The sequence below is a fragment of the Rhizobacter sp. P2_H3 genome (assembly GCF_056403355.1).
The window spans coordinates 1-26,418 of record NZ_JBFUFQ010000073.1 but is presented as its reverse complement, the minus strand read 5'-3'; the positions used below and the strand labels follow the sequence as shown (position 1 = coordinate 26,418).

The window sequence follows — 26,418 nt, the reverse complement described above, 5'->3', positions numbered from 1 at the left end:
GCCATAGGTGCTGCTCTGGGCCAGCACCGGTGCAGTGGCGACGGCGAGGGGAAGGACGGCGCACGCGAGCGCCAGTCGATGCAAGGGCATGGGGTCTCCTCAGGTTCGTTGGCGGATCTACGTACTGAGGTCGGCCACGGATGCAGTCTGCCGATCGCGCAGGGTCGCATGGTCTGCCGATCGTGAAAAGTTGGCAATACAGCTATGGATCTTGCTGATCGAAGAGTGGCATCGGTGAGTAGACCGGCTCGGGCTCATGCACCTCGGGCGGGGCCGTCTTGGGGGCGACCAGCTCGCTCAGCGTGGCCAGGTTGCCGGCACGCACGCCCAGCAGGCGCAGCCGGCGCGACAGGTCGACGCGCTTCAGGCATTCGCCGGCGGCGCGGCGGATCGTGCGGGCGTCCATCGTGTGGGCCGCCAGCGTCAGGTCGCGCGTGACGATCTTGAAATCGTCGAAGCGCAGCTTGATGCCGATCGTCTTGCCGGCATAGCCCTTGCGCGCCAGGTCGCCGGCCAGCTCCACGCACAGCTCGGTGAAGATGGCCGACAGCGCCGGCCGGTCGCGCACCGCGTGCAGGTCGCGGTCGAAGGTGGTCTCGCGGCTGATCGACTTCGGCTCGCTGTACGTCACCACCGCGCGCTCGTCGCGGCCATGCGAGGCCTCGTGCAGCCACGCGCCGTAGCTCCTGCCGAAGTGCTCGACCAGCCAAGCCGGGTCGGCCGCGGCGATGTCGCCGATGGTGTGCAGGCCGAAGCCGGCCAGCTTCTCGCTCGCCTTCGGGCCGATGCCGTTGACCTTCTTCGCGGCCAGCGGCCAGATGCGCGCGGGAATCTCGTCGAACGACAGCAGCGTCAGCCCGTTCGGCTTGTCGAGCTCGGAGCACAGCTTGGACAGCAGCTTGTTCGGCGTGATGCCCACCGAGCAGGTCAGGCCGGTGGCGTCGAACACCGCGTCTTTCAGCGCCTGGCCGAGGCTGCGGCCGGCGTCGTGCTGCGCACCGGGCACGTCGGTCAGGTCGATGTAGATCTCGTCGATGCCGCGGTCCTCGACCACCGGCGCGATCTGCCGCACCGCGGCCTTGAACAGGCGCGAGTAGCGGCGGTATTCGTCGAAGTCGACCGGCAGCAGGATCGCGTCGGGCGCGAGCGCGGCGGCCTTCATCATGCCCATCGCCGAGTACACGCCGAGCGCGCGCGCCGCGTAGGTGGAGGTGGTGATGACGCCGCGGCCGGTGTAGTCGCGCAGCTTCGCGTAGCGCCAGCTGCCGTCGGCCAGCTGGTGCGGCTTGCTGTCGCGCCCGCCGCCGATCACCACCGCCTGGCCGCGCAGCTCGGGGTAGCGCAGCAGTTCGACGGACGCGTAGAAGGCGTCCATGTCGAGGTGGGCGATCAGGCGTCGGGTCATGGTGGCGGCTGTACGAAACCACAGTATCGCGCGGCGCGCTATTCTCCGCCACTTCGCTGCGCACCACGTCGCCCCTCCCGATGCTGGATTTCCAAGCCCCGCCCATCGATGCGGCCCGCATGCGCCGCGCCGGCCGCGACCTGCTGTCGCTCGCGCTGATGGATGCGCGCAACCATTCGCTGCGCTGGTTGCAGGCCTTCGAGGACGCGCGCGTGGCGGTGCCGGAATCGCTGCGGCCCGAGGTGGATCCGCCGCTGTGGACGCTCGGCCACCTGGGCTGGTACCAGGAGTACTGGATCGGCCGCAACGTGCAGCGCCACCGCGGCGAGCACTGCGACCCGCGGGCGCCGCGGCTCGCGTCGATCGAGCCGGGGGCCGATGGCTGGTTCGACGCTTCGCTGGCGCCGGTGGCCACGCGCCGCGCGCTGGCGCTGCCCGACGCGCAGGCGGTGYGGGCCTACCTGGCCGAGACGCTGGAGACCACGCTCGAGCTGCTGGAGCACGCGCACGAGGGCGATGCGGCGCTGTATTTCTTCCGCCTCGCGCTGTTCCATGAAGACGCGCACGCCGAGGGGCTGGCGGTGCTGTCGCAGCAGCTCGGCTTCGATGCCGGCCTGTGGCCCGCCCTGTCGACGCTGCCGGCGCGGCCGGCGCTGCTGTTCCCGGCGGCGCGTGCGCGCATCGGCAGCGAGTCGGGCGAGGGCTTCGCGTACGACAACGAGCAGCCGGCGCACGAGGTGGCGCTGCCCGAGTTCGAGATCGATGCGCAGGCGGTGAGCTGGGCGCAGTACGGCGAGTTCGTCGAGGATGGCGGCTACGACGAAGCGCGCTGGTGGACGCCCGAGGGCTGGGCCTGGGTGCAGGCGGCCGGGCGGCGCAGCCCGCTGTATGTCGACCAGCTGCGCCAGGGCGTGCTGCAGCAGCGCTTCGGCCGGCTGGCGCGCGTGCCGCTCGGGCAGGCCGCGCTGCACCTGAGCTGGTACGAGGCCGATGCCTGGTGCCGCTGGGCCGGCCGGCGGCTGCCGACCGAGGTGGAGTGGGAGCATGCGGCGCGCACCGGCGAATCGCGCGGCTTCCGCTGGGGCCAGGTGTGGGAATGGACGGCCGGGCGCTTCCGGCCCTACGACCATTTCGAGCCGGGGCCGGACCTCGGGCACACGATGCCCGCCTTCGACGATCGGCACCGCGTGCTGCGCGGCGCGTCGTTCGCGACGCGCGAGCGGCTGCGGCATCCGTGCTATCGCAATTTCGAGTTGCCCGACTGCGACACGGAGTTCACGGGGTTTCGAAGTTGCGCGCCTTGGGAGGGAGCGAGTACGAGGCCATGAGCGCGTTGATCAGCAATGGCTCGGCCGCAAGGTGCCGGGCGAACGCCGTTCGGAGGTTGATGCTCGACACCGGGCCGGTGTGTCGTTGCGTCCTGGCCACGTTGCTGCGTGGCGCCAGCATGGCGGCGAGGTGCTGGCCGACCTGGTTCCTGGCGATCATGCCGGGGTCCTTCTTGAGGACCTGGCCCCAGCTCCCGGTGAACGCCTGGCAGGCGGCGATCAGGGCGGTGTCACCGAAGCGCGCATCCATTGCGCGGTTGCGCTGCAAGGTCGTCCAGATGGCGGGCGGGATCTGCCAGGGGGTTTCGAGCAGAGGGGGCTTCATCGAGGTGATCGAATGGGACAGCGCGAGGCCCTGGGCGAGCGTGTCGAGGTACTCGGGCGCGAAGAACGCGAGAGGGAGCTCCACGGTGCGCAGGGCCTTGTGCCTGGACAGCAATCGGCTCAGGGTAGCGACCTCGGGCCACTGAACCTGGGAGAGGCACCCGTTGTTGAGTTGGAGATGTTCCAGTCGGGGCAAGGCTCCCCGATCCAACGCCAGCGTCATCTGCAGCCGCGCGTCGTCGCGGTCAGCCTGCAATACCAGTCGGGTCAGTGTGCAGTTGCCCGCCAGTCCGGCCACCAGTGCGTGGACCTGCTGCGGACGCAGGTCCGGGAACTCGAGCTGCAGGCAGTCCAGCGACGGATGGTTCGCGAGGCTGGCGCCGAGAGCTGCCAGCCCTGAGCAGGCACCAGCTTCGAGTTGATCCTCCTCGGCGTCGTTCTCATACTCCAGCACCAGTGTCTTCAGGCCGGTGTTGCCTGCGATGCCTCGGGCCAGTTGCTCCAGCGGCGCGCCTGGATGGAATCCGTCGCAATTCTGAATGTGCAGCGTCTCCAATGTCGTGTTCGCTGCCAGCGCATCTGCAAACGGGGTGATCTCGCTGAAATCCAATTCATCGCCCAGCGTGAGCGTGCGTACCGAGGCGCATTGCTCCAGGACCTCGGTCACAGTGGCGAGCGAAGCGCGGTTCGGCATCAGCGCATCCAGCTCGAGTTCATTGACGTACCTGACGAGTTTTCCGTCGGAACCGGCTCCGGCAACGCGAGAGAGATCACCCTGCATCACTTGTTCGACATAGATGCGCGAGTTCTGTTTCGACCGGATGCTCTCGGCGGAATCTTCTTCGGAGTGGACATCCTGCTTGGGTTTCAGCAAAGGCCGTGTCTCGAGGCTGCCGTGGGTGCGTTTCATGAAAGGGGTTCCTGGTGTTGGACTGTATGCCTCAGTCGCACCCGTGCCTGAAAGGTTCCACACTACAAACCCTCGAAGAACCCCAGCGACGGCGCGAAGAAATACTCCCCGCCCTTCAGCGTCACGAACCCCGACATCCGCTGCGACAGCGTCGGCGCCTGCGCATCGCCCCAGCCGGCATGGTGGCGGTGCTTCACCGCGCCGCCCTGGCCGGCCAGCGGGTCGATGCCGGTGTGGCCGAGCACGAAGCCCTCGTCGTTCGCCCAGTTCGCCTGCGAGAACTCGAACTGCTCGACGATGCTCGCCTGGCAGGCCATGAACAGCAGCCCGACGCCGTGCGAGGGCGCGTCGCTGAAGCGCCCCTGCGCATCCTGCCGCCGCTCGCCGTACGGCATGCTGCGCCGCGCCATCAGCCGCGCACGCTCGGCCGCCGGCGCGATGCCGAATTCGCGCACCGTGTCGCCGCGCGGATTCGTCTTGCGGATGTGCGCATGGAACGGGCATCGGAGCCCCTGCGGGTCGGCGGCGTAGTCGAAATCGTTGGCCACCGGCTCCTCCAGCCCGGCATGCCCCTGCATCGCGAGCGGCGTGCCATCCGCGAAACGGCCTACCAGCATCGCGCCGGCCAGCGCCACGTCGGCGGCAGCGCCGAGCTTGCGCAGCCCGCGCGCCAACGCCGCCTCGGCCTGCTGGAAGGCCTGCACGTTCTGCTCGAGCTTGCGGTAGACGACGTACGAGCCGTGCGCCGCCGGATCATCGACCGCCGCGTCGCGCACCAGCACCTGCGACAGCGCGAAGCGCGGCGACCACCGCTGGCTGCCCCCGCCACGCAGTGCGTCGCGGGCAATGTCCTCCTCGATCATCAACGGCTGGCTGCGCCCCGAGACGAAGCCGAAATGCTCGATCCCTTCGCCGCGGCCGTTGCGCCAGCTGCGGGCCTGCTCGATGCCCAGCAGCTCGACACCCTCGTGTGGCGCCGCCGTCCAATCGGCGAGCGCCGCCTCCACCTGCGGCGCCTCCCCCGCCAACTGCACCAGCGCGTGCACCTCGTCGCGCCAGGCCGGCTCCCAGCCGGCGTGGTCGGGGTCGCGCAGCATCGGCTGCCGGTCCTTCAGGCCTTCGACGAAAGCCGGGTCCGACGGCCAGCGCTCGCGCGGCACCTGCAGCGCGCGGTAGCCGCGGGCCGACAGCAGGCACGACACGAACAGCGGCGTCTGCAGCACCGTGCCGGCCTCGCGCGCCGCGCGCACGCGCTGCGCATCGGCGAGCTGCGTGTCGGCGCGGCCGAGCCGCGGCCGCAGCGCGCGCAGGAAGTCGCGCCCGGCCTGCGCGTGCCCGAACCTCAGCAGCAGGTGCGCCGCGCGCGGCCGGCCATGGCCCTTCAACAGGTTGCCCTGCAACTGCGCCAGCAGCGCGCGTTCGTCGGCGGTGATCGTGGCCAGCGCGAGGGTCTTGCTCAGGTCGACGACCGGGGGGGCCATGGTGGGTCCTGGTGAGGCAGCCACGACAGCGTGCCTTCACGCCGCGTTCACGGCATCCCCAAGTTCGCGGAAAGCGAACCCCCCAGTTTGTCGATGTCAGGGCGTGTCAGCTGAGCGGCGCGAGCGCGGTGTAGTCGACCGCCTGCTCGCCGCGGCAGAAGCCGTACAGCTGCAGCCCCGACTGCCGCGCGATGTCGATCGCGAGCGAGGTCGGCGCCGAGATCGCGGCCAGCGTGCCGACCTGCAGCCGCACCGACTTGCGCACCAGCTCGTAGCTCGCGCGGCTGGACATCACGACGAAGCCCGGCTCGCCGAGCCGGCCCGCCAGCGCACGCCGGCCGAGCAGCTTGTCGAGCGCGTTGTGGCGGCCGACGTCCTCGGCCACGTCGAGCAATTCCCCCGCCGGCGTGGCCCAGCCGGCGGCATGGCAGGCGCCGGTCCTGGCGTTCAACGCCTGCCGGGCCGGCAGCGCAGCGAATGCGCGCAGCACCACGTCGGCCGGGATCGGCGGCTGGCCGGTGACGCGCTCGGTCGGCTGCAGGTCGAGCTGCGCCAGGCTGTCGATGCCGCACAGCCCGCAGCCGGTGCGGCCTTCGAGCGAGCGCTTGCGGTCCTTCAGCGCCGCGAACGCGCGCGACGACACCGTCATGTGCACCTCGCAGCCGCGCGCATGCGCCATCACCTCGATGTCGCGGCATTCGTCGCGGCCGGTGATCAGCCCTTCGGAGAGCGCGAAGCCGAGCCCGAGGGCTTCCAGGTCGGTCGGCGTGGCCATCATCACCGCGTGCGACAGCCCGTTGAAGACCAGCGCGACCGGCGACTCCACCGCCACGGTGTCGCTGCGCTCGCTCGCGACCGCGCCGACATGGCGGCGCACCGACACCGCCTCGGTGGGCGGCAGGCTGTCGGGCAGGTCGCAAGTGCCGGGTGTGGCGGTCGTGTCGGGGTGGGGCAGGCTCATGTCGGTCGGCGTGCGGTGTCGGTCGCGAAGGCCCGCCATTGTCCGGCCTCGTCGACCTGCAGGCGCACCCAGCCGGGGCCGACCGCGTCGCCGATGCGGGCATCGCTCATCTGCGTGTAGAGCCGGATCAGCACGCTGACGCGCACCCCCAGCCGTTTGGCCAGCCGCGTCAGCGCGACGCCGCGGCCGTCTTCGTCGAGCTCGAGCAGTTCCTGCAGCGCACGCTCCTCGAGCGGCGCGGGTGCGTTTTCAGGCCCCTCAGGCGACTGCGGTGTCGGCGACATCACGCGCCTTCGCCACCGGCGAATCCAGCGGGCGCAGCGTCAGCACCACCGGGATCGACTTCGAGGTCGGCGTGCGGGCGCCGATCGCGAAGCTCTGCAACGGCACCAGCGCGTTCGTCTCGGGGTAGTAGCTCGCGATGCAGCCGCGCGGAATGTCGTACTCGACCAGCAGGAACTTCTCGGCGCTGCGCCGTTCGTCGCTGCCGTCGTCGCCGAAGTACACGCTCGTGATGTCGACCCAGTCGCCGGCCTTCATGCCGAGTTCCTTCAGGTCGTCGCGGTTGATGAAGACCACGCGGCGGTGCCCGTAGACGCCGCGGTAGCGGTCGTCCATGCCGTAGATCGTCGTGTTGTACTGGTCGTGCGAGCGCACCGTGGCGAGCGTCAGCACGACCGCATCGGTCTGCTTGCGGGCGCGGTGCACGGCGGTATCGCGCGGCACCGGGTGGGCGCTGAACTGCGCCTTGTTCGATGCGGTGACCCACACGCGTTCCGATGCGGTGTTGCGCAGCCGGAAGCCGCCCGGCTTCCTGATCTTCTCGTTGAAGCCGGCGAAGTCGTCGAACACCGCCTCGATCTTGTCGCGGATGCGGCTGTAGTCCTCGACCAGCCACATCCAGGGTGTCTTGCTGGAAGGCAGCGTCGCGGCAGCCAGCCGCGCGACGATCATCGGCTCGGACAGCAGCATCGGCGAGGCCGGCGCGTTGATGCCCGACGACAGGTGCACCATGCTCATCGAGTCTTCGACCGTCACGCCCTGCGCGCCCGCGGCCTGCAGGTCGACCTCGGTGCGGCCCAGGCAGGGCAGCAGCAGCGCCTGGCGGCCGTGGATCACGTGGCTGCGGTTGAACTTGGTCGCGACATGCACCGTCAGCTCGCAGCGGCGCAGCGCCTTCCAGGTGGCATGCGTGTCGGGCGTGGCCGACGCGAAGTTGCCGCCCATCGCGAAGAACACCTTGCCGCGGCCGTCGAGCATCGCCTCGATCGCGGCCACGGTGTCGAAGCCGTCGGCGCGCGGCGGCTCGAAATCGAACACCTCGCCCAGCCGGTCGAGGAAGGCCGGCGCCGGCTTCTCGTAGATGCCCATCGTGCGGTCGCCCTGCACGTTGCTGTGGCCGCGCACCGGGCAGGCACCGGCACCGGGGCGGCCCAGGTTGCCGCGCATCAGCAGCAGGTTGGTGATCATCTGGATCGTCGCGACCGAATGCTGGTGCTGGGTGATGCCCATGCCCCAGCAGGCGATCACGCTCCTGGCACCGGCGTACAGCTCGGCGGCGCGGCAGATGTCCGCTTGCGTGAGGCCGGATTCGGCCTCCAGCGTCTCCCAGCTCTCGGCGCGCACGTCGGCCTCGAAGGCCTCGAAGCCGTGCGTGTGCTCGGCGATGAAGGCCAGGTCGAGCACGCGGGCGGCGCCGTCGCGCTGCGCGCGGTCGTCCAGCTCGAACACGTGCTTGCACATGCCCTTGACGAGCGCGAGGTCGCCGCCGATGCGCAGCTGGAAGTAGTGCGAGCTGATCGGCGTCGAGCCGAGCGTGCTCATCTCGAGCGCGCTCTGCGGGTCGGCGAAGCGCTCGAGCCCGCGCTCGCGCAGAGGGTTGAAGCTGACGATCTTCGCGCCGCGCTTCGAGGCCTGGCGCAGCTCGCCGAGCATGCGCGGGTGGTTGGTGCCCGGGTTCTGGCCGAAGATGAAGATCGCATCGGCCTGCTCGAAGTCGTCGAGCGTGACCGTGCCCTTGCCGACGCCGATGGTCGGGCGCAGGCCCGAGCCGCTCGGCTCGTGGCACATGTTCGAGCAGTCGGGGAAGTTGTTCGTGCCGTACTCGCGCACGAACAGCTGGTAGAGGAAGGCCGCCTCGTTGGAGGTGCGGCCGGAGGTGTAGAAGATCGCCTGGTTCGGGTCCGGCAGCGCGCGCAGCTCGCGCGCGATCATCGCGAACGCCTGGTCCCAGTCGATCGCCCGGTAGCGGTCGGAGGCCGCGTCATACACCATCGGGTGCGTGATGCGGCCCATGTCCTCGAGGAAGAAGTCGGATTGCTCGGCGAACCACGAGACGGTGTGCGCGCCCAGCACCTCGGGCGTCGCGCGCTTGGACGTGGCCTCGGCGGCCACGGCCTTCACGCCGTTCTCGCAGAACTCGAAGGTCGAGGTGTGGTCGCGGTCGGGCCAGGCGCAGCCGGGGCAGTCGAAACCGTCCGGCTGGTTGGCCGACAGCATCGTCTTCGCGCCCTTGGCCGCGATGCCGTGCTGCAGCAGCTGGTGCGCCACGCTCTTCAGCGCGCCCCAGCCGCCGGCCGGGCCCTTGTAGAACTCGATCTTCTGCTCTGCCATGTTGTTCTCGAACGCTCCCGATCAGACAAATCGAACCCACCACGCCGACTTATCGGCGCGTTGGGTTGCTTCTACAGCTTCAGGCGAAGAACTTGCCGACCGTGAGAAGCGTCTTGTAGACGCCCCAGGCCAGCGGAATGCCCACCGCCGCCCACGCCAGCGCGACCACGAAGGTCGGCGTGGTGCCGCCCGCGCCGGGGCCGCTGCCCACGTCGGCCGCAGCCGCGCGGTCATGCGCCAGGCGCTTCTCTTCGGCCAGCTCTTCATCGCTCATGAAGTGCTTGTCGGCCACCGGACGGATCGACAGGTTGGCGATCAGGCCGATCACCAGCATGCCGACCAGGATGTACATCGTCTGGTTGTAGACCTGCTCGCGCGGGATGCCCAGGCCGAGCTGGTAGTCGCGCATGTAGTTCACGATCACCGGGCCCAGGATGCCGGCCGTGGCCCAGGCCGTCAGCAGGCGGCCGTGGATCGCGCCCACCATCTGCGTGCCGAACAGGTCGGCCAGGTAGGCCGGCACCGTCGCGAAGCCGCCGCCGTACATGCTCAGGATGATGCACACGGCACCGACGAACAGCAGCGTGCTGCCGGCCCCTGCGCTGCCCGGCAGGCTGGCGTACAGCACGCCGCCGAGCACGAAGAAGATCGTGTAGGTCAGCTTGCGGCCGAGCTTGTCCGAGATGCTGGCCCAGAAGAAGCGGCCACCGATGTTGAACAGGCTCAGCAGTGCGGTGAAGCCCGCCGCGATGCCGGCGATCGCCGCCTTCTGCGCGGTGTCGAGTTCGCCGATCTTCTTGGCCACGCCGATCAGGCTGCCGCCGAAGACTTCCTGCAGCATCGGGCTGGCCATGCCGATCACGCCGATGCCGGCGCTGACGTTCATGCACAGCACCAGCCAGACCAGCCAGAACTGCGGAATGCCCCAGACCTTCTTCACATGCACGTGGCGCTGCGTGATCATCGCGTTGCTGGTCTGCGCGACCGGCGGGGTCCAGCCCGCGGGCTTCCAGCCGCTCGGCGGCACGCGGTAGCCGAAGGCGCCGCCCAGCATGAAGACGAAGTACACCACCGCCATCACGATGAAGGTCTGCATCACGCCGACGCCGGTGGGCGATGCGAAGTTCTTCATCAGCTCGGCCGCGAGCGGCGAACCGATCATCGCGCCGCCGCCGAAGCCCATGATGGCCATGCCGGTGGCCATGCCGCGGCGGTCGGGGAACCACTTGATCAGCGTCGAGACCGGCGAGATGTAGCCGAGGCCGAGGCCGATGCCGCCGATGATGCCGGAGCCGAGGATCATCAGCCAGAACTGGTGCAGGTGGATGCCGAGCGCCGAGATCAGCATGCCGCCGCACCAGCAGAGCGCGCTGACGACGCCGGCCTTGCGCGGGCCGGCCCGTTCGAGCCAGCCGCCCCACAGCGCCGCCGAGCAGCCGAGGAACACGAAGAACAGGGTGTACATCCAGCCGAGCGTGGAGACCTTCCAGTCGCAGGTGGTGGTGAACAATTCGGCGAAGAAGCCGACCTCAGGACCGCACTTGATGGCTTCCTTGATGCCCAGCGCCCTCGACAATGGCAACCAGAACACCGAGAAGCCATAGGCCATGCCGATGCAGAGGTGGATGGCCAGGGCGGCCGGTGGGACGAGCCAACGATTGAAGCCAGGGCCTGCGATGGTGCGCTCTTTGTCGAGCAGACCAGCGGCAGGGGCTGGCGCGGATGCTGTCGAATCCGCCGTGGTTGTGGACATTCTTGCTCCCGGGTTTGTGAGTATCGGTATTCAAGGTCCCGCCGGGCTCGCACGGGGCTTGATGCTGCAGTGACACGCAGGCTCCGACTGTAGGCAGGGGCCGGCGTGGCGGCAATATGATGCCGCGGACATAGGCCTGTGAACAAGCAATCGCTTACATGGGCAGGAAAACGATAAGGCCGTAATTCGTGAACAAATTCACCATCAAGCCGCAGTGGACGGTGAGCCGCGAGGGCAGCGGCACGCTGATGCCGCGGCTCATCGAACTGCTGCGCCTCGTGCAGCAGCACGGCAGCCTGGCGCGTGCCTGCGAGGTGAGCGGCTTGTCGTACCGCCATGCATGGCAGATGGTGCGGCAGGGCCATGAGCTGTTCGGTGCGCCGCTGCTGCGCATGTCGCCCGGGCGCAACTCGACGCTGGCGCCGCTGGGCGAGAAGCTGGTGTGGGCCGACCACCGCATCGCGGCGCGGCTGACGCCGCTGTTCGAATCGATCGCCTCGGAACTGGAGGCCGAGATCGCGCAGGCGATGCAGGAGCCGCCGGCGGTGTTGCGGCTGCATGCGAGCCACGGGTTCTCGATCGAGATCCTGCAGCAGCAGTTGCTGGCCGACGGCATGCAGCTCGAATGGAAGTACTGCACCGCGATCGAGGCGGTGTCGGCGGTGTCGAGCTGGCAGTGCGACGTGGCGGGCGTGCACGTGCCGCAGGGCGAGTTCGAAGCGGCGGGCGTGGAGCACTACCGGCCGTGGCTGAGGCCGGGCGAGCAGATGCTGATCGATGTGAGCACGCGGCGGCAGGGCTTGATGCTGCAGAAGGGCAATCCCTTGCGAATCCAGGGCGTGTCCGACCTGGCGCGCGTGGATGTGCGCTTCGTCAGCCGGGATCCGGGGTCGGGCACGCGGCTGCTGCTCGACCTGCTGCTGCAGCAGGCGGGGGTGGACCCGGCGGGGCCGGTCGGCTATGCGCCGTGGGAGCGCACCCATGCGGCGGTGGCCGCGTACGTGGCCAGCGGCATGGCCGATGCGGGCTTCGGGGTCGAGACGGCGGCCCGGCGCTTCGATCTGGATTTCATTCCGCTGCAGACGGAGCAGTACTTCCTGTTGTGCGACGAGGCCTTCTTCGATACGCCGGCGATGCAGCAGCTGATGGCGGTGGTGGGGAGCGATGAGTTCCGGGCGGCGGCGAACCAGCTGCCGGGGTATGACGCGCGGCACGCTGGGGGGGTGCATCGGCTGGAGGATGCGTTTCCTGTCTTGCTGTGAGTTCTTGCGCGTCGCGGTGCGCCGCTCACCACCAGCCGCTCTTGTTGGGGGAAAAGATTGAAGTGACCGACGAGCATGCGAGCGTCMGCATGCTTCGTTGATTGCGTTCAGCAAGCGGGAACTGCGGACGACTGATCCATCGTCCTCAGTCTTTCACCGATCTGATCCGCCAGCCGCTGCACCGCGCGGCGATGCGCCGCAGCGATCGACGGCGCATCGGAGCCCGCCGTCTCATGCAGCCGGCTCGTGCAGGCCAGCGTGCGCACCGGCGTCGCGACCGAGGTGGCCGACCAGGCCGCTTCGATCCACGCCTCGCGTCCGAGCATCGACTCGAAGCGCTGCACCTCGATGCGCAGCCGCCAGCCGCTCGCCGGGCCGGGCTGCGTGCGCGCGTCGACTGCGTTGAAGCGCTCGGCCAGCCGCGCCATCACCGCCGCCCTCAACTCGTCGCGCAGCGGTGCGACCCAGCGCTCGCCTTCGAGCACGCGCAGGCTGTCGTCGCCGGCGCGCAGTACCCATTGAGGCTGATCGACGGCGGCCGGCACCGTCACCGGGCCGAGTTCGACAACGAGCGGTGCCGCGCTTGACGGTGCTGAAGCCGGCGACGACGACACCGCCGGCAGCAGGCTGTGAAAGCGCACCGGCGGCTGCGACGCGCAGCCCGCCATCGCGATCAACGATGCCGCGATCCACGCCCTCATCGCGCACCCTCCAGCGACGGCAGCGGCGGATCGGCCGGCTTGCCGCGCAGCAGCGATTCAGGGTGGCGCTGCAGGTAGTCGGTCAGCACGCGCAGCGATTGCGCGGCCCGTTGCAAGTCGGTCATCGTCTGCTCCACATTGCGTTGCACCGGCGCGTCCGGGTCGAGCAGGTTGCGGTCGAACTTGCCGAGCGAGCCCTGCAACGCATCGAGCGTCTTGCGCACCTCGGCCAGCGACTGCTGCGCCTCGGGCGACAGCTTCGCGATCGCCTCGCGCGCCTGCGCCAACGTCGCCCGCAGGTCGCGGCCGATGTCGTCGAACGGCACCTTGTTGATCTTCGCGACGATCTCGGCGATCTGCGGCTGCACGTCGGACAGCGTGCCCGGCACCGTCGGCACCTGCGGCACGCCGTCGGCCATCACCAGCGCGGCCGGCTTGCTTTTCGGGATGAAATCCAGCGCCACGTACATCTGCCCCGTCAGCAGGTTGCCGGTGCGCAGCTGCGCACGCACGCCGTTCTCGACCAGCCGCCGGAACAGCTGGACGTTCCGCTCGGCCCGCTCGCTCGCGTCGCCACCACGGCCCTCGACCAGCGCCCCGCGCACCGCGCCCAGCCGCAGCGGGTGCACGTCGGCCGTGACCTCCATCGGATACCGCTTGCGCTGCGCGTCGTAGCCGGGGCGGATCGCACGCACCTCGCCGATCTCGACACCGAGGAAATCGATCGGCGCACCCACCGACAGCCCGCGCACCGATTGGTCGAACACGAACTTCAGCCGCATCGGCGGGCCGTCCGGCGGCGAGATCGCGGCCTTTCGGTTGCTGAACAGCCAGAAGCGGGCACCCGGCGCAGCCTCGGCCTCGTCCTTCGCGTTCGGCGTCGCGAGCTCCGAGTGCTCGAACGCGACACCGCCCGCGATCACCGACGTGAGCGCCTGCGTGTCCACCGTCAATCCGCTCGCGTTCAGCGTGAAGTCGAATCCGCTCGCGTTCCAGAAGCGCGAGCGGTTGTTGACCAGCCGCTCGTACGGCGCCTCGACGAAGATCTGCACCAGCAGCTCGTCCTTCTCGGCATCGAGCGTGTAGCCCACGACACGGCCCACGCGCGTGCGGCGGTAGAAGATCGGCGAGCCGACATCCAGCGAACCCAGGTCGGGCGCGCGCAGCACGAAGCTGCGGCCCGGCTCGCCGCGCAGCACGAAGGGCGGCACCTCGAGCCCGACGAAGGACTTGCGGTCCTCGGTCGACACGCCGGCATCGGCACCGATGTACGCGCCCGACACCAGCGTCGCCAGGCCGCTGATGCCGCCCACGCCGATGCGCGGCCGCACGACCCAGAAATTGGTGTCTTCCACCGCCAGCGCCGCCGCCGAACGCGCGAGCCGCACCGAGGCGATCACGCGCTTGCGGTCCTCGCTGAGCGACACCGCATCGACGCGGCCCACCACCACCTCCTTGTAGCGCACCTCGGTCTTGCCGGCCTCCAGCCCCTCGGCGGTGCGGAACTCGATCGTGATGTGCGGACCCGCCTGCAGCAGGCTGTTGACCACCAGCGACACGCCCACCGCCAGCGCGATCAGCGGCACCAGCCACACCACCGACGGGAGCGAGCGCTTGCGGCTGACGATGGTCGGCGCGGGCGGCACGGGAAGGGGGGCCGGTGCAGGCACCGGCGTGGGCTCGGAGGGTGGGGATTCGTCAGCCATGGGCAGGGGAGGGATTGTCGTCGACCTCGTCGGGCCACAGCAGGCGCGGATCGAAGCTCGCGCTGGCCAGCATCGTCAGCACCACCACCGCGCCGAAGGCCAGCAGCCCCGGCCCCGGCTCGACGATGCCGAAGGCACCGAAGCGCACCATGCCGACCAGCAGCACGACGACGAAGACGTCGAGCATCGACCAGTGCCCCACCGCCTCGACCAGCCGGTACAGGTGGGTGCGCGGCACGCCCCGCACGCAGCTGCAGCGCTGCGCGGTGAAGGCGAGGAAGGACAGCGTCGCGATCTTCAGGATCGGCACCGCGATGCTCGCGATGAACACGATCAGCGCCAGGCCCCACGAATCGGCGTTCCACAGGTCGACGATGCCGCCGAGGATGGTGTGGCTGTCACGCCCGAACACGTTCGAGGTGATCAGGATCGGCAGCAGGTTGGCCGGCGCATACAGCAGCAGCGCGGCGGCCAGGCAGGCCCAGGTGCGCTGCAGGCTGTCGGGGATGCGCAGGTGCAGCGCGCTGCCGCAGCGCGGGCAGGCGATGTCGTCATGGTCGTCCGGCAGGCCGGCATCGATGCGTTGCGACACCAGCCCGCAGGCGCCGCAGTTGTAGAGGCGGGCACAGCGCGCGTTCATCGGGTCGCCGCCTCGCCAGGGTCGGGTTGCGCGGGGCCGGCTTGCTGTTCGGCCTGCCACTCGCTGCCCAGCTGCCACAACCGGTGCAGCCCGGCGGCGCTGCTTGAAGTGAGCAGCACCGTCAGCACGCCGTAGGCGAACAGGGCCGGCCCCGGCACCACGCTCGCGAGCCCGGCGCTGCGCACCACGGCCACCAGCGCGCCCAGCATGAACACCTCGACCATGCTCCAGCGCGTGGCGAAGCGCAGCAGCCGCATCGCCGGCATGAACCCTTGCGGCAGGCGGCGCCGCGTCATCGGCCACAGCAGGTACAGGCGCAGCGCGATCACGATGAACGGAAACACCATGGCCGTCGCGCCGGCCAGCATCGCGCCGAGCGGCTGGCCGGCCTCCCAGGTCTGCCACAGCGCCTCGGGCAGCGTCACCGGATCGGGCGATCCGCGCACCGAGATCCAGACCAGCGGCGTCAGGTTGCCGATCACGAAGCACACCAGGCCGCCGATCGCGAGTGCCAGCAGCCCGGGCAGCGACACCCGGTGGCCGCGGCCGAGCAGCGCGCGGCAGCGCCGGCAGTGCGCGGTCTCGCCGGGCTGYAGCGGCACGCGCTGGTGCACCGCGTCGCACTGCTCGCAGATCACCAGGTCGTGGCGAGGGCACAGCACCGCGGGGGCGTCGGCTCCCGCATCGACGGCCTCGGCGGGCAGGTCGGCGGTGGGAACCGGGCGGGAGGCGGTGGAGTCGGTCATTCAGGCGGAAGCTACGGCGAAGGCCGATCGTAGGGAGGGATGGGCAGCGAGTGTGTAGGACGACGGCGGATTCGTGGCTACCCCTTCAGGCGACGGTACACCGTGTTGCGGGCCACGCCGAGCTGCCGTGCCGCCAGCGAGACATTGCCGCCGGCCGCCGCGACGGCGCGGCGGATCGCATCGGTCTCCAGCGCTTCGAGCGTCGGCGGAGCCTCGGCAGCCGTGGGTGCCAAGCCCGCCGGCAGCGCGACCGGCGACAGCGTGGCCTGCGAGACCAGGCTCGCCGCCGACCAGAACACCGGCCACTGGAACACCGCCCGCACGTGCAGCGGCGCCCCCGCCGCCGGGCCGAGCACCGGGCGCAGCGTGAGCGGCGCGTCGCCATGCCGGCGGCCGTGGTCGGCGAAGGCACCGACCCCCAGGCCCAGCAGCCCCTCCAGCCCCAGCATGCGCAGCGCGCCGATGCTCAGGCCGAGTTGTGCGAGCGCGCTGCGGTTGGCGCCGAGGATCGCGCCGTCGGGGTCGACCGCGAGCAGCCCTTCGCGCACGGTGCCGATGCAGGCCGGTTCGGCATGGAAGTGCAGCCGCAGCCCGTTGCGGAAGCGGTCGGCGAAGCACTGGTTCTCGATCATCCGCGCCGACAGGTCGACCAGCGCCAGCGTGTGCGGGTGGTACGAGCGCTGGTCGCCGCTCACGTCGAGCACACCCATCACCCGGCCGGCATGGTCGAAGATCGGCGCGGCCGAGCAGGTGAGGAAACGGTGGGCGCGCAGGAAATGCTCGTCGCCGTGCACCAGCGTCGGCGCCTCGGTGAAGAGGGCGGTGCCGACCGCGTTGGTGCCCTTGTTCGGTTCCGACCAGTTCACGCCGGGCGAGAGCGCGACCTGCTGCGCGCGTTCGAGGAAGGAGTCGTCGCCGAAGCTGTGCAGGATGCCGCCGTTCGGATCGGTCAGCGCGACCATGCTGTGCGACGAGGCGATCTGCTCGAACAGCAGCTCCATCACCGGCGTCGCCTGCTCGTGCAGCCGGCGGTGGCGTTCGCGCGATTCCTGCAGCCGCGCGGCGGAGGCCCGGTTCAGCTCGGGCACCGCCGATTCGTCGAGCCCGAGCGCGGCACAGCGCGCGTGCGACTGCGCGATCGCCTGCAGGTGCTGCGGCGACGCCACGTCGGCCGCGGTTCGGGTGGCGGGGGACTGAGAGAGCATGCTGCCTCCTTCGCGTGCCGCATTCTGCATGTTCGGGCGGGATCGCGCTGAAGCCGGCCCCGGCTGTCACAATCTGCGCCTTTCAAGCAAGGGCACGGGCGCGGAATGAGAGGCGCGGAATGAGTCGGGCGCGGCGGTCGCCGAGGATGTTGGTGCTGGCATTGGCCTGTGTGATGCTGGGCGCGGCGGCCGAATGGCGGCGCGCTGCCATCACGGGTGCGACGGCTCGTGAACCGCGGCTGGCGGTGAAGCCGGTGAATGGGCCCGCGAAGATGCCGCGCCTCGTGCCCCGCTCGTCGCAGCGCATCCCGATGCCTGACGGCGTGCCCGCTGCCCATGCCAGCGCACTGACGGTGCTGCCGAACGGCGAGCTGCTCGCGTTCTGGTGGGCCGGTTCGCGCGAGAGCGCACCCGACGTCAGCCTGTACCTCGCCCGTTGGGCCGACGGCCGCTGGAGCTCGGCACAGAAGGTGGTCGACCGCGCGGGCCTGGGCCGCCAGCTCGGCTTCGGCGTGCGCCGCATCGGCAACCCGTCGGCCTGGGTCGCGCCGGATGGCCGCGTGCATGTCTTCATGGTCGCGACCGGACTGGGCGGCTGGGCGGCGGCGCGCGTCGTGCAGCTCGAATCCGCCGATGCGGCCCGCAGCTTCGCGGTGCGCCGCGTGCTGCCGCTGACGCCGCTGGCCGACACCAGCGTGCTGGTGCGCACCAACCCGGTCGGGCTCGACGATGGCGGCTGGCTGCTGCCGGCCTACTTCGAGCTGCGCAACAAGTACCCGATGGTCGTGTCCTTCGATGCCGACGGCGCGCCGCGCTGGCTGAGCCGCATCGGCCGCTCGACGACCGCGCTGCAGCCGGCGCTGCTGCCGGTGTCGGGCACCGAGCTGCGCGCGGTGATGCGCGACATCGGCCCGTCGCACCGCGTGCAGCAGGCGGTGAGCCACGACGCCGGCCGGCACTGGGAAGACGTTGCGCCGCTCGAGATCCCGAACCGCGACGACTCGGTCGCCGCGCTGCGCCTGGCCAACGGCGGCTACGTGCTGCTGCACAACGACACGCTGCCCGGCGGCTCGCCGCGCCAGTGGCTGCGGCTGTCGACCTCGGCCGATGCGCAGGCCTGGACGCCGGCACTCGACGTGCAGCGCGGCAACGCCGGCGACGAGTTCTCGTACCCGAGCGTGCAGCAGCTGGGCCGGCAACTGCACGTCACCTACACCGCGCAGCGGCAGGCGATCGGGCACCAGGTCTATGACATCGAGGACGGGGAGGGCGCGCCATGACGCTGCCTGAACTCGGTCAGCAGATCGTCTGGGCACGGCTGGCGTGGGGCGTGGTCGGCGCGGCGCTGCTGTTGTCGCTGCTGCCGCTGCGAGGAACGAAGCCACGCGCTGCCGTTGCACTGCTCGCGCTGGCCGCGATGTGGCTGCCCGGCCCGGCCTCGCCGGCCTGGTGGCTCGGCCTCGCATTCCAGCAACCGAGCGGGCTGTTCGCCGCGTTGTGCGGTGTCTCGGTCTGGAAGCGCTTCGTCGATCGCCCCGCGCAGCAGACCCTGCCGCCCGCGCTGGCCGCGGCCCTGGTGGCCGGCGGCCTGGTGCTCTATGCCGATGCGGTCGGCGCGCTGTCGCTCGGCCTGTACCCGTGGGGTTTCGATGCGGTGCAGGCGCCTGTGGCAGCCGTCGTGCTGTCGGTGTTCGCGCTCGCGGTGATCGTGCGCGGCCGGCAGCACGCGGCCGCCTGGGCCGTGCTGCTGGCGCTGACCTTCCATGCCGTGACGCACCTGCCGACCGGCAACGTCTTCGATGCGCTGCTGGACCCGCTGCTGTGGCTGTGGGCGCTGGCACGCTGCGTGGCGTTCCTGATCGCGCGGCTGCGTGGCCGCGCGACCGTGGCGCCGACCTCCTGAGATCGAATCGACCATGTCCCTGCTGCGTCCGCATCTTCGCCTCGCCCTCGCGATGGCCGCCGTGCTCCTCGTCGTCGGCACCGTGTACCGCGCCGTCTTCGGCCTCTGGTTCGCACCGCCCGACGCGGCGCTGTCGGCCGGCGACTGGGCCGCCGCGCTGTGGCTGGGCGCGCGCTTCGACCTGCGCGTCGCGCTCGACAGCGTGCTGCTCGCCTGGCTGCTGGCCACGCTGCCGTGGGTCGGCCGCTGGCTGCGCCCGCCGCGCGCGCACGCCTTCTGGTGGACGTACTGGATGCTCGCCGCCTTCGTGTGGGCGCTCGGCGTGGTGCTCGATGCCGGGCACTTCGCGTACCTCGCGCAGCGGCTGACGGCGGTCGTCATCTCGCTGGCACGCGACATCGGCGAGGCCACCGGCATGGTCACGCAGACCTACCCGGTCGGGCGCATCACGCTGGCGGTCATCGCCTGGCTGGTGCTGTGCCATTTCATCTTCGGCTGGCTGTGGCGCCTTGTCGTCGGTACCTCGGCTGTCCCTGCGCCGCCGGTGCCGCGCAAGCGCTGGCAGGTCGGTGTCGCCGAGACGCTGGTCGTTCTGCTCGGCGTGTTCGGCATCCACGGCAAGTTCTCGCAATACCCGCTGCGCTGGAGCGATTCGATCGAGCTGCAGAACGCGTTCGCGCAGCAACTGTCGCTGAACCCGCTGCACAACCTGTACGACACCTGGACCTTCCGCGCGCAAAGCCTGGGCGATGCGCAGATGCGCCCCGATGCCGATGCGATCCGCGCCTTCGTCGGCCTGCCGCCGCTGAAGCCGGGCGAGCCGATCTCGTTCCTGCGCAGCGTGCCGCCCAAGCCCGAGCGTGCCGGCCAGCCGCCGATGAACGTCGTGCTGGTGCTGCTGGAGAGCTTCGCGGCGCACAAGGTCGGCGCGATCGGCAGCCCGCTGGGCGCGACGCCGAGCTACGACGCGCTCGCGAAGGACGGCCTGCTGTTCACGCGCATGATGAGCGCGCACGGCCACACCGCGCGCGGCGTGTTCACCACCGTCACCGGCATGCCCGACGTCTCGGTCGAATCGACCGCGTCGCGCAACCCGGCGGCCAGCAACCAGCAGTCGATCATCAACGAGTTCGCCGGCTACAAGAAGTTCTACTTCATCGGCGGCAGCACCTCGTGGGCCAACGTGCGCGGCGTGCTGACGGCCAGCATCGACGACATCGACATCGTCGAGCAGACGCGGCTGAAGTCGCCGGTGGTCGACGTCTGGGGCGTCTCCGACAAGAACCTGTTCCTGGAAGCGAACGAGATGTTCCGCGCGCAGAAGACGCCGTTCTTCGCGATGATCCAGACCAGCGGCAACCACCGGCCGTACACCATCCCCGACGAGGACAAGGCCGCGTTCCAGCCGCCGACGCCGACCGATGCGCAGCTGGAGGACAACGGCTTCATCTCGGTCGACGAGTACAGTGCGTTCGCCTACCTCGACTGGTGCATCGGCCGCTTCATGGAAGCAGCGAAGAAGGAGGCGTACTTCAAGAACACGCTCTTCGCGTTCATCGGCGACCACGGGATCATCGGCGTGACCGGGCAGCACCTGCCGAAGTCATGGCACGACCTCGCGATCACGCAGGGCCACACGCCGTTCCTCGTCTATTCGCCCGGCCACGTGGCGCCGCGCCGCATCGACCACTGGGCGCAGCAGGTCGACGTGCTGCCGACGCTCGCGTCGCTGGCCGGCATCGGCTACCGCAACACCACGCTCGGGCGCGACCTGCTCGACCCGCAGTTCGATGCGAGCCGCGTGGCCTTCGAGTTCCAGTTCACCGGGCCGCGCCAACTGGGCGTGCTGGTCGGCACGCACATGCTGGTCGACCGGCAGCCGCCGGCGTTGTTCGACATCCTGTCGGACAAGCCGTCGGCCAACCTGCTGCAGCAGCAGCCGGTGGCGCCGGAGATCGCGGCGCTGCAGCAGCAGTGGGGGCACTTCCCGGCGGCCTATGGCAATGCGGCGCTGTACCTGCAGACGCACAACCACAAGCTGCCGAAGGCTCAGTGACGGCTGACCTCGCCGGCCGTTGCAGTTCGGCCGTTGTCGACGGCGGTCGCCGGACGCTCGTCGAGCTTGCCCGGCGCGGTATCGAGCGGCAGCGGTGACGAGTCGAGCGGCGCGAGGTCGCTGTCGCCGTTGTCCGGGATCGCCGCGTCGAGCTCGGGCAGCAGGATGTCGATGTCGGCGGCCAGCCGCGCCGCGCGCTCGGCACGGCTCGCGGCCAGCGCGGCCCGCGYGGCCTTCACGCGCCGCAGCGCATGGCGCGATTCGCGCTCGGCGAGGTCGATCTCGCGCTTCGGGCCGCATAAAAAGCCGCCGCCCTTGAACCACACGTAGACCTCGGTGCCGGGCAGCATCGGTTGCTGGTTCGGCGAGATCAGCATCTCGACGACGCCGAAGGAAAGGGTGATGCGAACGGCCTGCTTGTCGCCCACCACCGCCACGTGGCGAGAGCGTGCGACTTGCTCGAGTTGCTGCGCGAGAAGCGGCAGCAACGGCCATGAGAGCACTCGATTCATGGGTTTTATCTCCCCTGTCGTTGTGCGCAAACGATAGCGAAGGACCTGCAAATGCGGACGGTAGGGTTACTCGGCGTTACCCCTCTTTCGCCACAACGTCGCCAAGCACCAACCAATGGTTGTCCAGTTGCAGACCAATTGGAAGACCAACCAGCGACCGATCGTCTTTTTTTGCGTCAGATATCCGCGCCTGCGATCGCTGCGCTTCCGGTCGGCCACCGGCCCACAGCGCATGGGAGGCATCAAGTGCAACAGCGCAGGCCTCCTGCAACGGCGCGAGACCTTGCCAATTCCCATCGGCTTGCCATTGCGCGAGGCCTTGTGCACGTGGGCAGCCGATCACGAAGCCTTCCTGCGTGGCCGCGATGTCGCCGCCGTAGCCGGCGAGCGATGGTGATGCTGCGGGTTGCAACGCGTGGCCATCGAAGCGCGCCAGCACCGGTGCCACGGCACGCAGCGCGGCATCGGCGTGCTCGGCCTGCATCGCAATGCCGAGCACGGCATCGGTACCCCGCCCGTGCCACGCGAGGTGGCGCAGGCTGAGGCGCGCATCGGCCAGCTGCCAGTGCCCCTGCAGTTCGCCGCGCGCGGCATCGAGCCGCACCAGCGACGAGTCCATGCGGTCGAGCCCGAGCTTCATGCGGCCGGTCTCGGGCCGGATCTCGATGCCGCCGTTCGCGACGACCAGCCGCGTGAACGGCGCTGCGTGTTCGTCCCACAGCAGCATGTGCGGGTCACGGCCGTGCGTCGGCCACTCGGCGCGCTTCTCCAGCGTGCGGGCATCGCGCACGCCGACCAGGCCGGCGCCGCTGTCGAGGTCGGTCTCGCTGGTGTACAGCGTGTCGCCCGACGCATCGGCGATCACGTGGCCGTTGTACGCGCGGTTCGGCTCGATCCACGCGAGCGCGATCACGCGGCCCTCGCGGTCCCAGCGCATCAGCCAGTCGCCGGGGCGGCGCGCGACGGCGAGCAGCGTGCCGCCGCGCTCCTGCAGCAGGCCGTGGGCGCGGGTCGGCACTGCGATCGATCGGTGCACGCGCAGGTGGTGGCCTTGCAGGCCCAGCACGCCGACGCTGGCGCCGCCGTCGCGGTCTTGCCAGGCGGCGGCCAGCGCGGTCGACGCGGTCGCGGCCCAGGGCGAGCCGACGGCAGCGCCGAACGCTGCCGTCGCGCTGGCCTGCAACCAGCGTCGCCGTGTCCAGCGGGCGCGGCTCACAGCGACTCCACGAAACGCACCAGCGCCGCACGTTCGGCGGCCGTCATCTTCAGCACCTGGCGCCGGCTCGCGTCGGCCTCGCCGCCATGCCACAGCACCGCCTCGAGCACGCCGCGCGCACGGCCGTCGTGCAACAACTGCTGGTGGTCGTTGACGTCGCGGATCAGCCCCACGCCCCACAGCGGCGGCGTGCGCCACTGGCGGCCGCTGGCCCCGAAATCGGGCCGGCCGTCGGCCAGGCCGTCGCCCATGTCGTGCAGCAGCAGGTCGGTGTACGGCCAGATCGTCTGCCCCTTCAACGCCGGGCTCGCGAAGGCCGGCAGCGGACTGTCGCCGGTCACGTAGCTCGGCCGGTGGCAGGCGGCGCACTGCGCCTGCTCGAACAGCGCGCGCCCGTGCCGCACCTGCGCATCGCCCGGGTTGCGGCGTGCCGGCGGCGCGAGGCTCGCCTGGTAGAACACCACGTCGCCGAGCGTGCGGTCGTCGATCTCCGGCGCCTCGCCCTTCGCGCCGCGCGGCGCGGCGCGGCAGTCGTCCTGCGTGAAGGTGCACGACTCCTCGGGGAAACGGCTCGACGTGATGCCGATGTCGCCGACGAAGGCCGCGGCGGTCTGGTGCGCGAGCGTCGCGACATTGGCCTTCCAGCCGAAGCGGCCGGGCATCATGCGCTGCTCGAAGGCGTCCCACACCTGGTTGGGGCGACCCTTCACCGGACCGGGCGCGGCGGCCTGGCGCATCGCGTTGTCGAGGATCTCCTGCGCGGGGATCGCTTCGAGCAACCCCATGCCGATCAGCTGCGATGCGAGGCGCGGGCTGACCTGCAGGTCTTTCGACGCCGGCCCGTACGCGAGGCCCGCCAGGCCGAAGCGCGGCTGCCGCAGCGTGTAGCCCGTGCCGTCGGCGAACTTGCCGTGCAGCGTGCGCACCTGCATCGTGATGCGGCCCTCGACGCGCACGCCCGGCACGGCCAGCGTGCGCAATTGATCACCGTAGATCGGGTCCGGCCGCGGGCCGCCGTGCGGGCCTTCGCCCGGGATCGACAGGCGCAGCAGCAGCGCCACCGGCGGCTCGCCGCGCGGGTCGAGCGGCTTCGTGTAGTCGGGCGGCGCGCCGCGGCCGCTTTGCACGTGGCAGCCGCCGCACGAGCGCGCGATGAAGTGCGGCCCGAGCCCGTCGCGCGCCGCGGTCGACGACGGTGCCTCGACCCAGTTGCGCCGGAAGAACGAGTTGCCGACGGCGAAGCGCGTGCGCTCGTCATCGCTCAGGTTCGCGGCGGCGAACGAGAACGCATTGCGGCCGGTCGCGGCGACGGTGGTCGCGCCGCCGGTCTGCTCGTCGGGTGTCAGCGCATCGTCGGCAGGCGCGGCGTGCAGCARCACGGCGTTCGCGCCGATGAGGGCCGCGAGCAGGCCGAGCTTGATCCGCCTCACGGCTTCACCATGTTCAGCCGCGTGATGCCGATCGCGTTGGCGGCCGCGCCGAGTTCACGCGCCTGCGCGAGCACGCTGTCGATGGTCGCGCGCACCCGCATCGGCCCGGGGGCGTTGCGGCTGCCGATGATCTCGCGGTCGAACGGCGGGTGGATCGCCTGCGCCGCGGCGATCGACGCGGCGATCTGCCGCGTGGTGCGCTCGGCCTGCGCCGCATCCTTGGCCGCCACCAGGTCGCGCAGCGACGGGCCTTGCAGCAGGCTGCCGTCGCGCCGCCGGAAGCGGCCGAGCCAGACGTTCTCGATGCCGAGCGCGTTGTTGACGATGTCGCGGTGCGTGTTGTCGGAGAAGCAGGACTGTTCGTCCTCCTGGTCCTGCGTGTTCAGCGCGACCTCCATGCGCTCGCCGGCCAGCTCGGCCCGCGACAGCGCGCCGATGCCGATGACGATGCGCCGCACCGATTCGATGCCGCCGCGCTCGAACTTCGCGCGGTAGTTCGCCTTCGCGTCGGGCGCCCAGGCGGCGATCAGGTAGCGCAGGTCGTCGATCAGCAGGCCGGTGACGGCCGAGAGGTACTGGCGGCGGCGATCCGCATGCAGGCCCTTGCCGTCGACGTAGTCCTCGAACGGGCGCTCGCCGGGGCCGGTCTCGCTGAGGTCCTGGCCCCACAGCAGGAACTCGATCGCATGCCAGCCGGTGGAGACGTTCTCGAGCCCGCCGCGGATGTTGGCCGCGGCCAGCGCCGCCTTCGTCAGTGGCGCCTTCGGGTTGTTGATGAGGCCGGCGTCGGGCCGGTCGCGCACGTAGTCGATGTACGACTCGTCGACCGGCCAGGTGTTCATGCGCTGCTCCGGCCCCTTGCCGTCGTCGACCGGGCCGGCATAGAAGCGGAAGGCCTCGGTCTGGCCGTACCACTCGCGGGCGTCGATCCACGCGGTGCGGGCGGCCTTCAGCGTGGCGGCCGAGGGCTGCGCGAGGAAGGCGGTGATGGCCTGCTGCATCGCGAGCGCGGCGGCCAGGCTGTCGCTGTAGGACGCGTGGACGAGCGTGGCGTAGTGGCGGACCACACCGGCGATGTCGGCGACCTCGGTGGCCGCGGCCGCCTGCCCCGGCCACAACATCGTTCCCAGCCCCGCGGCCACGGCGTGCAGCATCTCGCGCTTGTTCATCTTGTGATTGTTCGGGACCTGGGCGTTGCAATATAGACCACGCTTCGCCCGCTGGACATGCTTCATGTCGGGGGATGTCGGGGTGTGAAAGACCCTGCGTCAGCGAACGTTTTCGCGCGCGTGTCTGATGTCGTCCTGCGATGCCTCGCTGCATCGGCTCCGACTCCGATCACATGAACAACAAGACTTCCCACCGGCCTGTCAGGGCAGTGCCGGCCGCCGCGCGTCCGGTCGACGCCGACGCTGCGCTGGCGCAGGGCCGTGCGCTGCACGCTCAAGGCCGGCTGAGCGAGGCCTTCGCGCTGTACCAGGCCGTGCTGTCCGCCCAGCCCGAGAACCCCGAGGCCTTGCACCTGCTCGGCGTGGCCTACCTGGGCCTGCGCCAGCCGGCGCTCGGCATCGCCTTTGTGCGGCGCGCGATCGCCCGCCGGCCCGATGCGGCCGACTACCGGATGAACCTCGCGACCGCGCTGCTGCAGCTCGGCCAGGCGCCCGAAGCGCTGGCCGAGATGCAGCGCGCCTGCGAGCTGCGGCCCGACGATGCGCAGGGCCTGGCGATGCTCGGCGGGCTGTGCGTGCAGCTGGAGCGCTTCGACGAAGCCGAGCGCCGCTATGCCGCCGCGGTGGCGCTGCAACCGGACCAGGGCGCGTGGCACGAGGCGCTGGCCCGGCTGCGCTACCTGCGCTGGGCGATGCCCGAGGCGGTGCAGGAGGCACAGCGCGCGCTGGCGCTGGCGCCGCGCATCGCCGAGCGCCTGAACATGGGCTTTGCGCAGGCCGAGTCGCCGGCCCCGCAGGCATCGCCCGCGTTGCTGCTGAACGCGGCGGCGACGCTCGACGCCGCGGCGCTGGAGCGCGCCTGCATCGAGCGCGACCTGCTCGTCATCGACGATTTCCTGCCCGACCCGCAGGCCTTCCGCGCCGAGGCGCTGCGGCTGTGCGCGACGCAGGCGCAGCGCTCGGCGAACGGCAACTTCCCCGGCGTGCAGACGCCGCCGCAGCCGGTCGGCGCGACGATGCAGCGCATCGCCGACATGCTGGGCCGCGCGGTCAAGTGGGATTCGCCGGACAACGGCGCGCTGCGCGTCAGCCTGGCG

Annotated in this window: 22 protein-coding genes; 6 read left to right on the top strand and 16 right to left on the bottom strand. The window is 70.5% G+C overall.

Going from position 1 to position 26,418, the window contains the following annotated elements:
- Positions 1 to 202: 202 nt before the first annotated feature.
- Positions 203 to 1,405: a DNA polymerase IV gene (gene dinB, locus AC1D1T_RS15525; protein WP_477992103.1), complete on the bottom strand. Its 1,203-nt coding sequence runs from the start codon at positions 1,403 to 1,405 to the stop codon at positions 203 to 205.
- 80 nt (positions 1,406 to 1,485) lie between these two features.
- Here dinB and senA point away from each other — a divergent pair, with 80 nt between their 5' ends.
- Positions 1,486 to 2,733 (top strand): selenoneine synthase SenA, encoded by a 1,248-nt coding sequence (gene senA / locus AC1D1T_RS15520; RefSeq protein WP_477992102.1) that lies wholly within the window; start codon positions 1,486 to 1,488, stop codon positions 2,731 to 2,733.
- Here senA and AC1D1T_RS15515 read toward each other — a convergent pair.
- The 6 genes from AC1D1T_RS15515 to AC1D1T_RS15490 all read right to left on the bottom strand — a co-directional run bounded on the left by AC1D1T_RS15515 (position 2,681) and on the right by AC1D1T_RS15490 (position 10,775).
- A complete protein-coding gene (locus AC1D1T_RS15515) occupies positions 2,681 to 3,967 on the bottom strand; it encodes a leucine-rich repeat domain-containing protein (protein ID WP_477825839.1) in 1,287 nt (428 codons plus the stop codon). The two genes, senA and AC1D1T_RS15515, sit on opposite strands and share 53 nt — an antisense overlap.
- A 62-nt stretch (positions 3,968 to 4,029) precedes the next feature.
- Positions 4,030 to 5,448 (bottom strand): Dyp-type peroxidase, encoded by a 1,419-nt coding sequence (locus AC1D1T_RS15510; protein ID WP_477825838.1) that lies wholly within the window; start codon positions 5,446 to 5,448, stop codon positions 4,030 to 4,032.
- Positions 5,449 to 5,554: 106 nt separating this feature from the next.
- A complete protein-coding gene (gene fdhD / locus AC1D1T_RS15505) occupies positions 5,555 to 6,409 on the bottom strand; it encodes a formate dehydrogenase accessory sulfurtransferase FdhD (RefSeq protein WP_477825837.1) in 855 nt (284 codons plus the stop codon).
- Positions 6,406 to 6,693, bottom strand: coding sequence for a hypothetical protein (locus AC1D1T_RS15500; protein ID WP_477825836.1), 288 nt, complete (start codon positions 6,691 to 6,693; stop codon positions 6,406 to 6,408). The genes fdhD and AC1D1T_RS15500 overlap by 4 nt, the downstream gene beginning before the upstream one ends.
- Positions 6,668 to 9,022, bottom strand: a complete 2,355-nt coding sequence (locus AC1D1T_RS15495; RefSeq protein ID WP_477825835.1) for an FdhF/YdeP family oxidoreductase — start codon at positions 9,020 to 9,022, stop codon at positions 6,668 to 6,670. Before AC1D1T_RS15495 ends, AC1D1T_RS15500 begins: the two co-directional genes overlap by 26 nt.
- Positions 9,023 to 9,101: 79 nt before the next feature.
- Positions 9,102 to 10,775, bottom strand: a complete 1,674-nt coding sequence (locus tag AC1D1T_RS15490) for an OFA family MFS transporter (protein ID WP_052213180.1) — start codon at positions 10,773 to 10,775, stop codon at positions 9,102 to 9,104.
- 188 nt (positions 10,776 to 10,963) lie between these two features.
- On the opposite strand from AC1D1T_RS15490, the gene AC1D1T_RS15485 reads away from it, so the two are divergent.
- The gene (locus AC1D1T_RS15485; protein WP_477843156.1) at positions 10,964 to 12,037 is read left to right on the top strand and encodes a substrate-binding domain-containing protein; all 1,074 of its coding nucleotides are present in this window, start codon (positions 10,964 to 10,966) and stop codon (positions 12,035 to 12,037) included.
- A 107-nt stretch (positions 12,038 to 12,144) separates the two neighbouring features.
- On the opposite strand, the gene AC1D1T_RS15480 is transcribed toward AC1D1T_RS15485, so the two are convergent.
- From AC1D1T_RS15480 to AC1D1T_RS15460, 5 genes are all read right to left on the bottom strand, one after another.
- Complete coding sequence (locus AC1D1T_RS15480) at positions 12,145 to 12,738, bottom strand: PqiC family protein (protein ID WP_477828818.1); 594 nt, start codon at positions 12,736 to 12,738, stop codon at positions 12,145 to 12,147.
- On the bottom strand, positions 12,735 to 14,444 hold the full coding sequence (locus tag AC1D1T_RS15475) for a PqiB family protein (protein ID WP_477992101.1): 1,710 nt from the start codon (positions 14,442 to 14,444) through the stop codon (positions 12,735 to 12,737). The genes AC1D1T_RS15480 and AC1D1T_RS15475 overlap by 4 nt, the downstream gene beginning before the upstream one ends.
- A complete protein-coding gene (locus tag AC1D1T_RS15470; RefSeq protein WP_047513095.1) occupies positions 14,437 to 15,084 on the bottom strand; it encodes a paraquat-inducible protein A in 648 nt (215 codons plus the stop codon). Before AC1D1T_RS15470 ends, AC1D1T_RS15475 begins: the two co-directional genes overlap by 8 nt.
- The gene (locus AC1D1T_RS15465) at positions 15,081 to 15,830 is read right to left on the bottom strand and encodes a paraquat-inducible protein A (RefSeq protein WP_477826894.1); all 750 of its coding nucleotides are present in this window, start codon (positions 15,828 to 15,830) and stop codon (positions 15,081 to 15,083) included. The genes AC1D1T_RS15470 and AC1D1T_RS15465 overlap by 4 nt, the downstream gene beginning before the upstream one ends.
- A gap of 77 nt (positions 15,831 to 15,907) precedes the next feature.
- Positions 15,908 to 17,035 (bottom strand): GAF domain-containing protein, encoded by a 1,128-nt coding sequence (locus tag AC1D1T_RS15460; RefSeq protein WP_465111751.1) that lies wholly within the window; start codon positions 17,033 to 17,035, stop codon positions 15,908 to 15,910.
- Positions 17,036 to 17,181: 146 nt separating this feature from the next.
- On the opposite strand from AC1D1T_RS15460, the gene AC1D1T_RS15455 reads away from it, so the two are divergent.
- The 3 genes from AC1D1T_RS15455 to AC1D1T_RS15445 are packed head-to-tail and all read left to right on the top strand — an operon-like array spanning position 17,182 to position 20,994.
- Positions 17,182 to 18,315, top strand: a complete 1,134-nt coding sequence (locus AC1D1T_RS15455) for a sialidase family protein (protein ID WP_477826895.1) — start codon at positions 17,182 to 17,184, stop codon at positions 18,313 to 18,315.
- Positions 18,312 to 18,938 (top strand): hypothetical protein, encoded by a 627-nt coding sequence (locus tag AC1D1T_RS15450; protein ID WP_477992100.1) that lies wholly within the window; start codon positions 18,312 to 18,314, stop codon positions 18,936 to 18,938. The genes AC1D1T_RS15455 and AC1D1T_RS15450 overlap by 4 nt, the downstream gene beginning before the upstream one ends.
- A 13-nt stretch (positions 18,939 to 18,951) precedes the next feature.
- Complete coding sequence (locus tag AC1D1T_RS15445; RefSeq protein ID WP_477992099.1) at positions 18,952 to 20,994, top strand: LTA synthase family protein; 2,043 nt, start codon at positions 18,952 to 18,954, stop codon at positions 20,992 to 20,994.
- Here the strand turns inward: AC1D1T_RS15445 and AC1D1T_RS15440 are convergent.
- The 4 genes from AC1D1T_RS15440 to AC1D1T_RS15425 all read right to left on the bottom strand — a co-directional run bounded on the left by AC1D1T_RS15440 (position 20,988) and on the right by AC1D1T_RS15425 (position 25,321).
- Positions 20,988 to 21,506 carry a hypothetical protein gene (locus AC1D1T_RS15440; RefSeq protein ID WP_477992098.1) on the bottom strand — a complete coding sequence of 173 codons (519 nt, stop codon included), beginning with the start codon at positions 21,504 to 21,506 and terminating at the stop codon, positions 20,988 to 20,990. The two genes, AC1D1T_RS15445 and AC1D1T_RS15440, sit on opposite strands and share 7 nt — an antisense overlap.
- 76 nt (positions 21,507 to 21,582) lie before the next feature.
- Positions 21,583 to 22,722, bottom strand: a complete 1,140-nt coding sequence (locus tag AC1D1T_RS15435; protein WP_477992097.1) for a DUF1513 domain-containing protein — start codon at positions 22,720 to 22,722, stop codon at positions 21,583 to 21,585.
- Positions 22,719 to 24,152, bottom strand: a complete 1,434-nt coding sequence (locus tag AC1D1T_RS15430; RefSeq protein ID WP_477828320.1) for a di-heme oxidoreductase family protein — start codon at positions 24,150 to 24,152, stop codon at positions 22,719 to 22,721. The genes AC1D1T_RS15435 and AC1D1T_RS15430 overlap by 4 nt, the downstream gene beginning before the upstream one ends.
- Positions 24,149 to 25,321 carry an imelysin family protein gene (locus AC1D1T_RS15425; RefSeq protein WP_477844334.1) on the bottom strand — a complete coding sequence of 391 codons (1,173 nt, stop codon included), beginning with the start codon at positions 25,319 to 25,321 and terminating at the stop codon, positions 24,149 to 24,151. Before AC1D1T_RS15425 ends, AC1D1T_RS15430 begins: the two co-directional genes overlap by 4 nt.
- A gap of 173 nt (positions 25,322 to 25,494) precedes the next feature.
- Between AC1D1T_RS15425 and AC1D1T_RS15420 the strand changes: the two genes are divergently transcribed.
- Positions 25,495 to 26,418: tetratricopeptide repeat protein (locus AC1D1T_RS15420; RefSeq protein WP_477992096.1), on the top strand; the 924-nt coding region annotated here is incomplete at its 3' end.

Coding starts and splice junctions, on each gene's coding strand:
- dinB (WP_477992103.1), bottom strand. CDS start 1,405: ATGACCCGACGCCTGATCGCCCACCTCGACATGGACGCCTTCTACGCG.
- AC1D1T_RS15515 (WP_477825839.1), bottom strand. CDS start 3,967: ATGAAACGCACCCACGGCAGCCTCGAGACACGGCCTTTGCTGAAACCC.
- AC1D1T_RS15510 (WP_477825838.1), bottom strand. CDS start 5,448: ATGGCCCCCCCGGTCGTCGACCTGAGCAAGACCCTCGCGCTGGCCACG.
- fdhD (WP_477825837.1), bottom strand. CDS start 6,409: ATGAGCCTGCCCCACCCCGACACGACCGCCACACCCGGCACTTGCGAC.
- AC1D1T_RS15500 (WP_477825836.1), bottom strand. CDS start 6,693: ATGTCGCCGACACCGCAGTCGCCTGAGGGGCCTGAAAACGCACCCGCG.
- AC1D1T_RS15495 (WP_477825835.1), bottom strand. CDS start 9,022: ATGGCAGAGCAGAAGATCGAGTTCTACAAGGGCCCGGCCGGCGGCTGG.
- AC1D1T_RS15490 (WP_052213180.1), bottom strand. CDS start 10,775: ATGTCCACAACCACGGCGGATTCGACAGCATCCGCGCCAGCCCCTGCC.
- AC1D1T_RS15480 (WP_477828818.1), bottom strand. CDS start 12,738: ATGAGGGCGTGGATCGCGGCATCGTTGATCGCGATGGCGGGCTGCGCG.
- AC1D1T_RS15475 (WP_477992101.1), bottom strand. CDS start 14,444: ATGGCTGACGAATCCCCACCCTCCGAGCCCACGCCGGTGCCTGCACCG.
- AC1D1T_RS15470 (WP_047513095.1), bottom strand. CDS start 15,084: ATGAACGCGCGCTGTGCCCGCCTCTACAACTGCGGCGCCTGCGGGCTG.
- AC1D1T_RS15460 (WP_465111751.1), bottom strand. CDS start 17,035: ATGCTCTCTCAGTCCCCCGCCACCCGAACCGCGGCCGACGTGGCGTCG.
- AC1D1T_RS15455 (WP_477826895.1), top strand. CDS start 17,182: ATGTTGGTGCTGGCATTGGCCTGTGTGATGCTGGGCGCGGCGGCCGAA.
- AC1D1T_RS15450 (WP_477992100.1), top strand. CDS start 18,312: ATGACGCTGCCTGAACTCGGTCAGCAGATCGTCTGGGCACGGCTGGCG.
- AC1D1T_RS15445 (WP_477992099.1), top strand. CDS start 18,952: ATGTCCCTGCTGCGTCCGCATCTTCGCCTCGCCCTCGCGATGGCCGCC.
- AC1D1T_RS15425 (WP_477844334.1), bottom strand. CDS start 25,321: ATGAACAAGCGCGAGATGCTGCACGCCGTGGCCGCGGGGCTGGGAACG.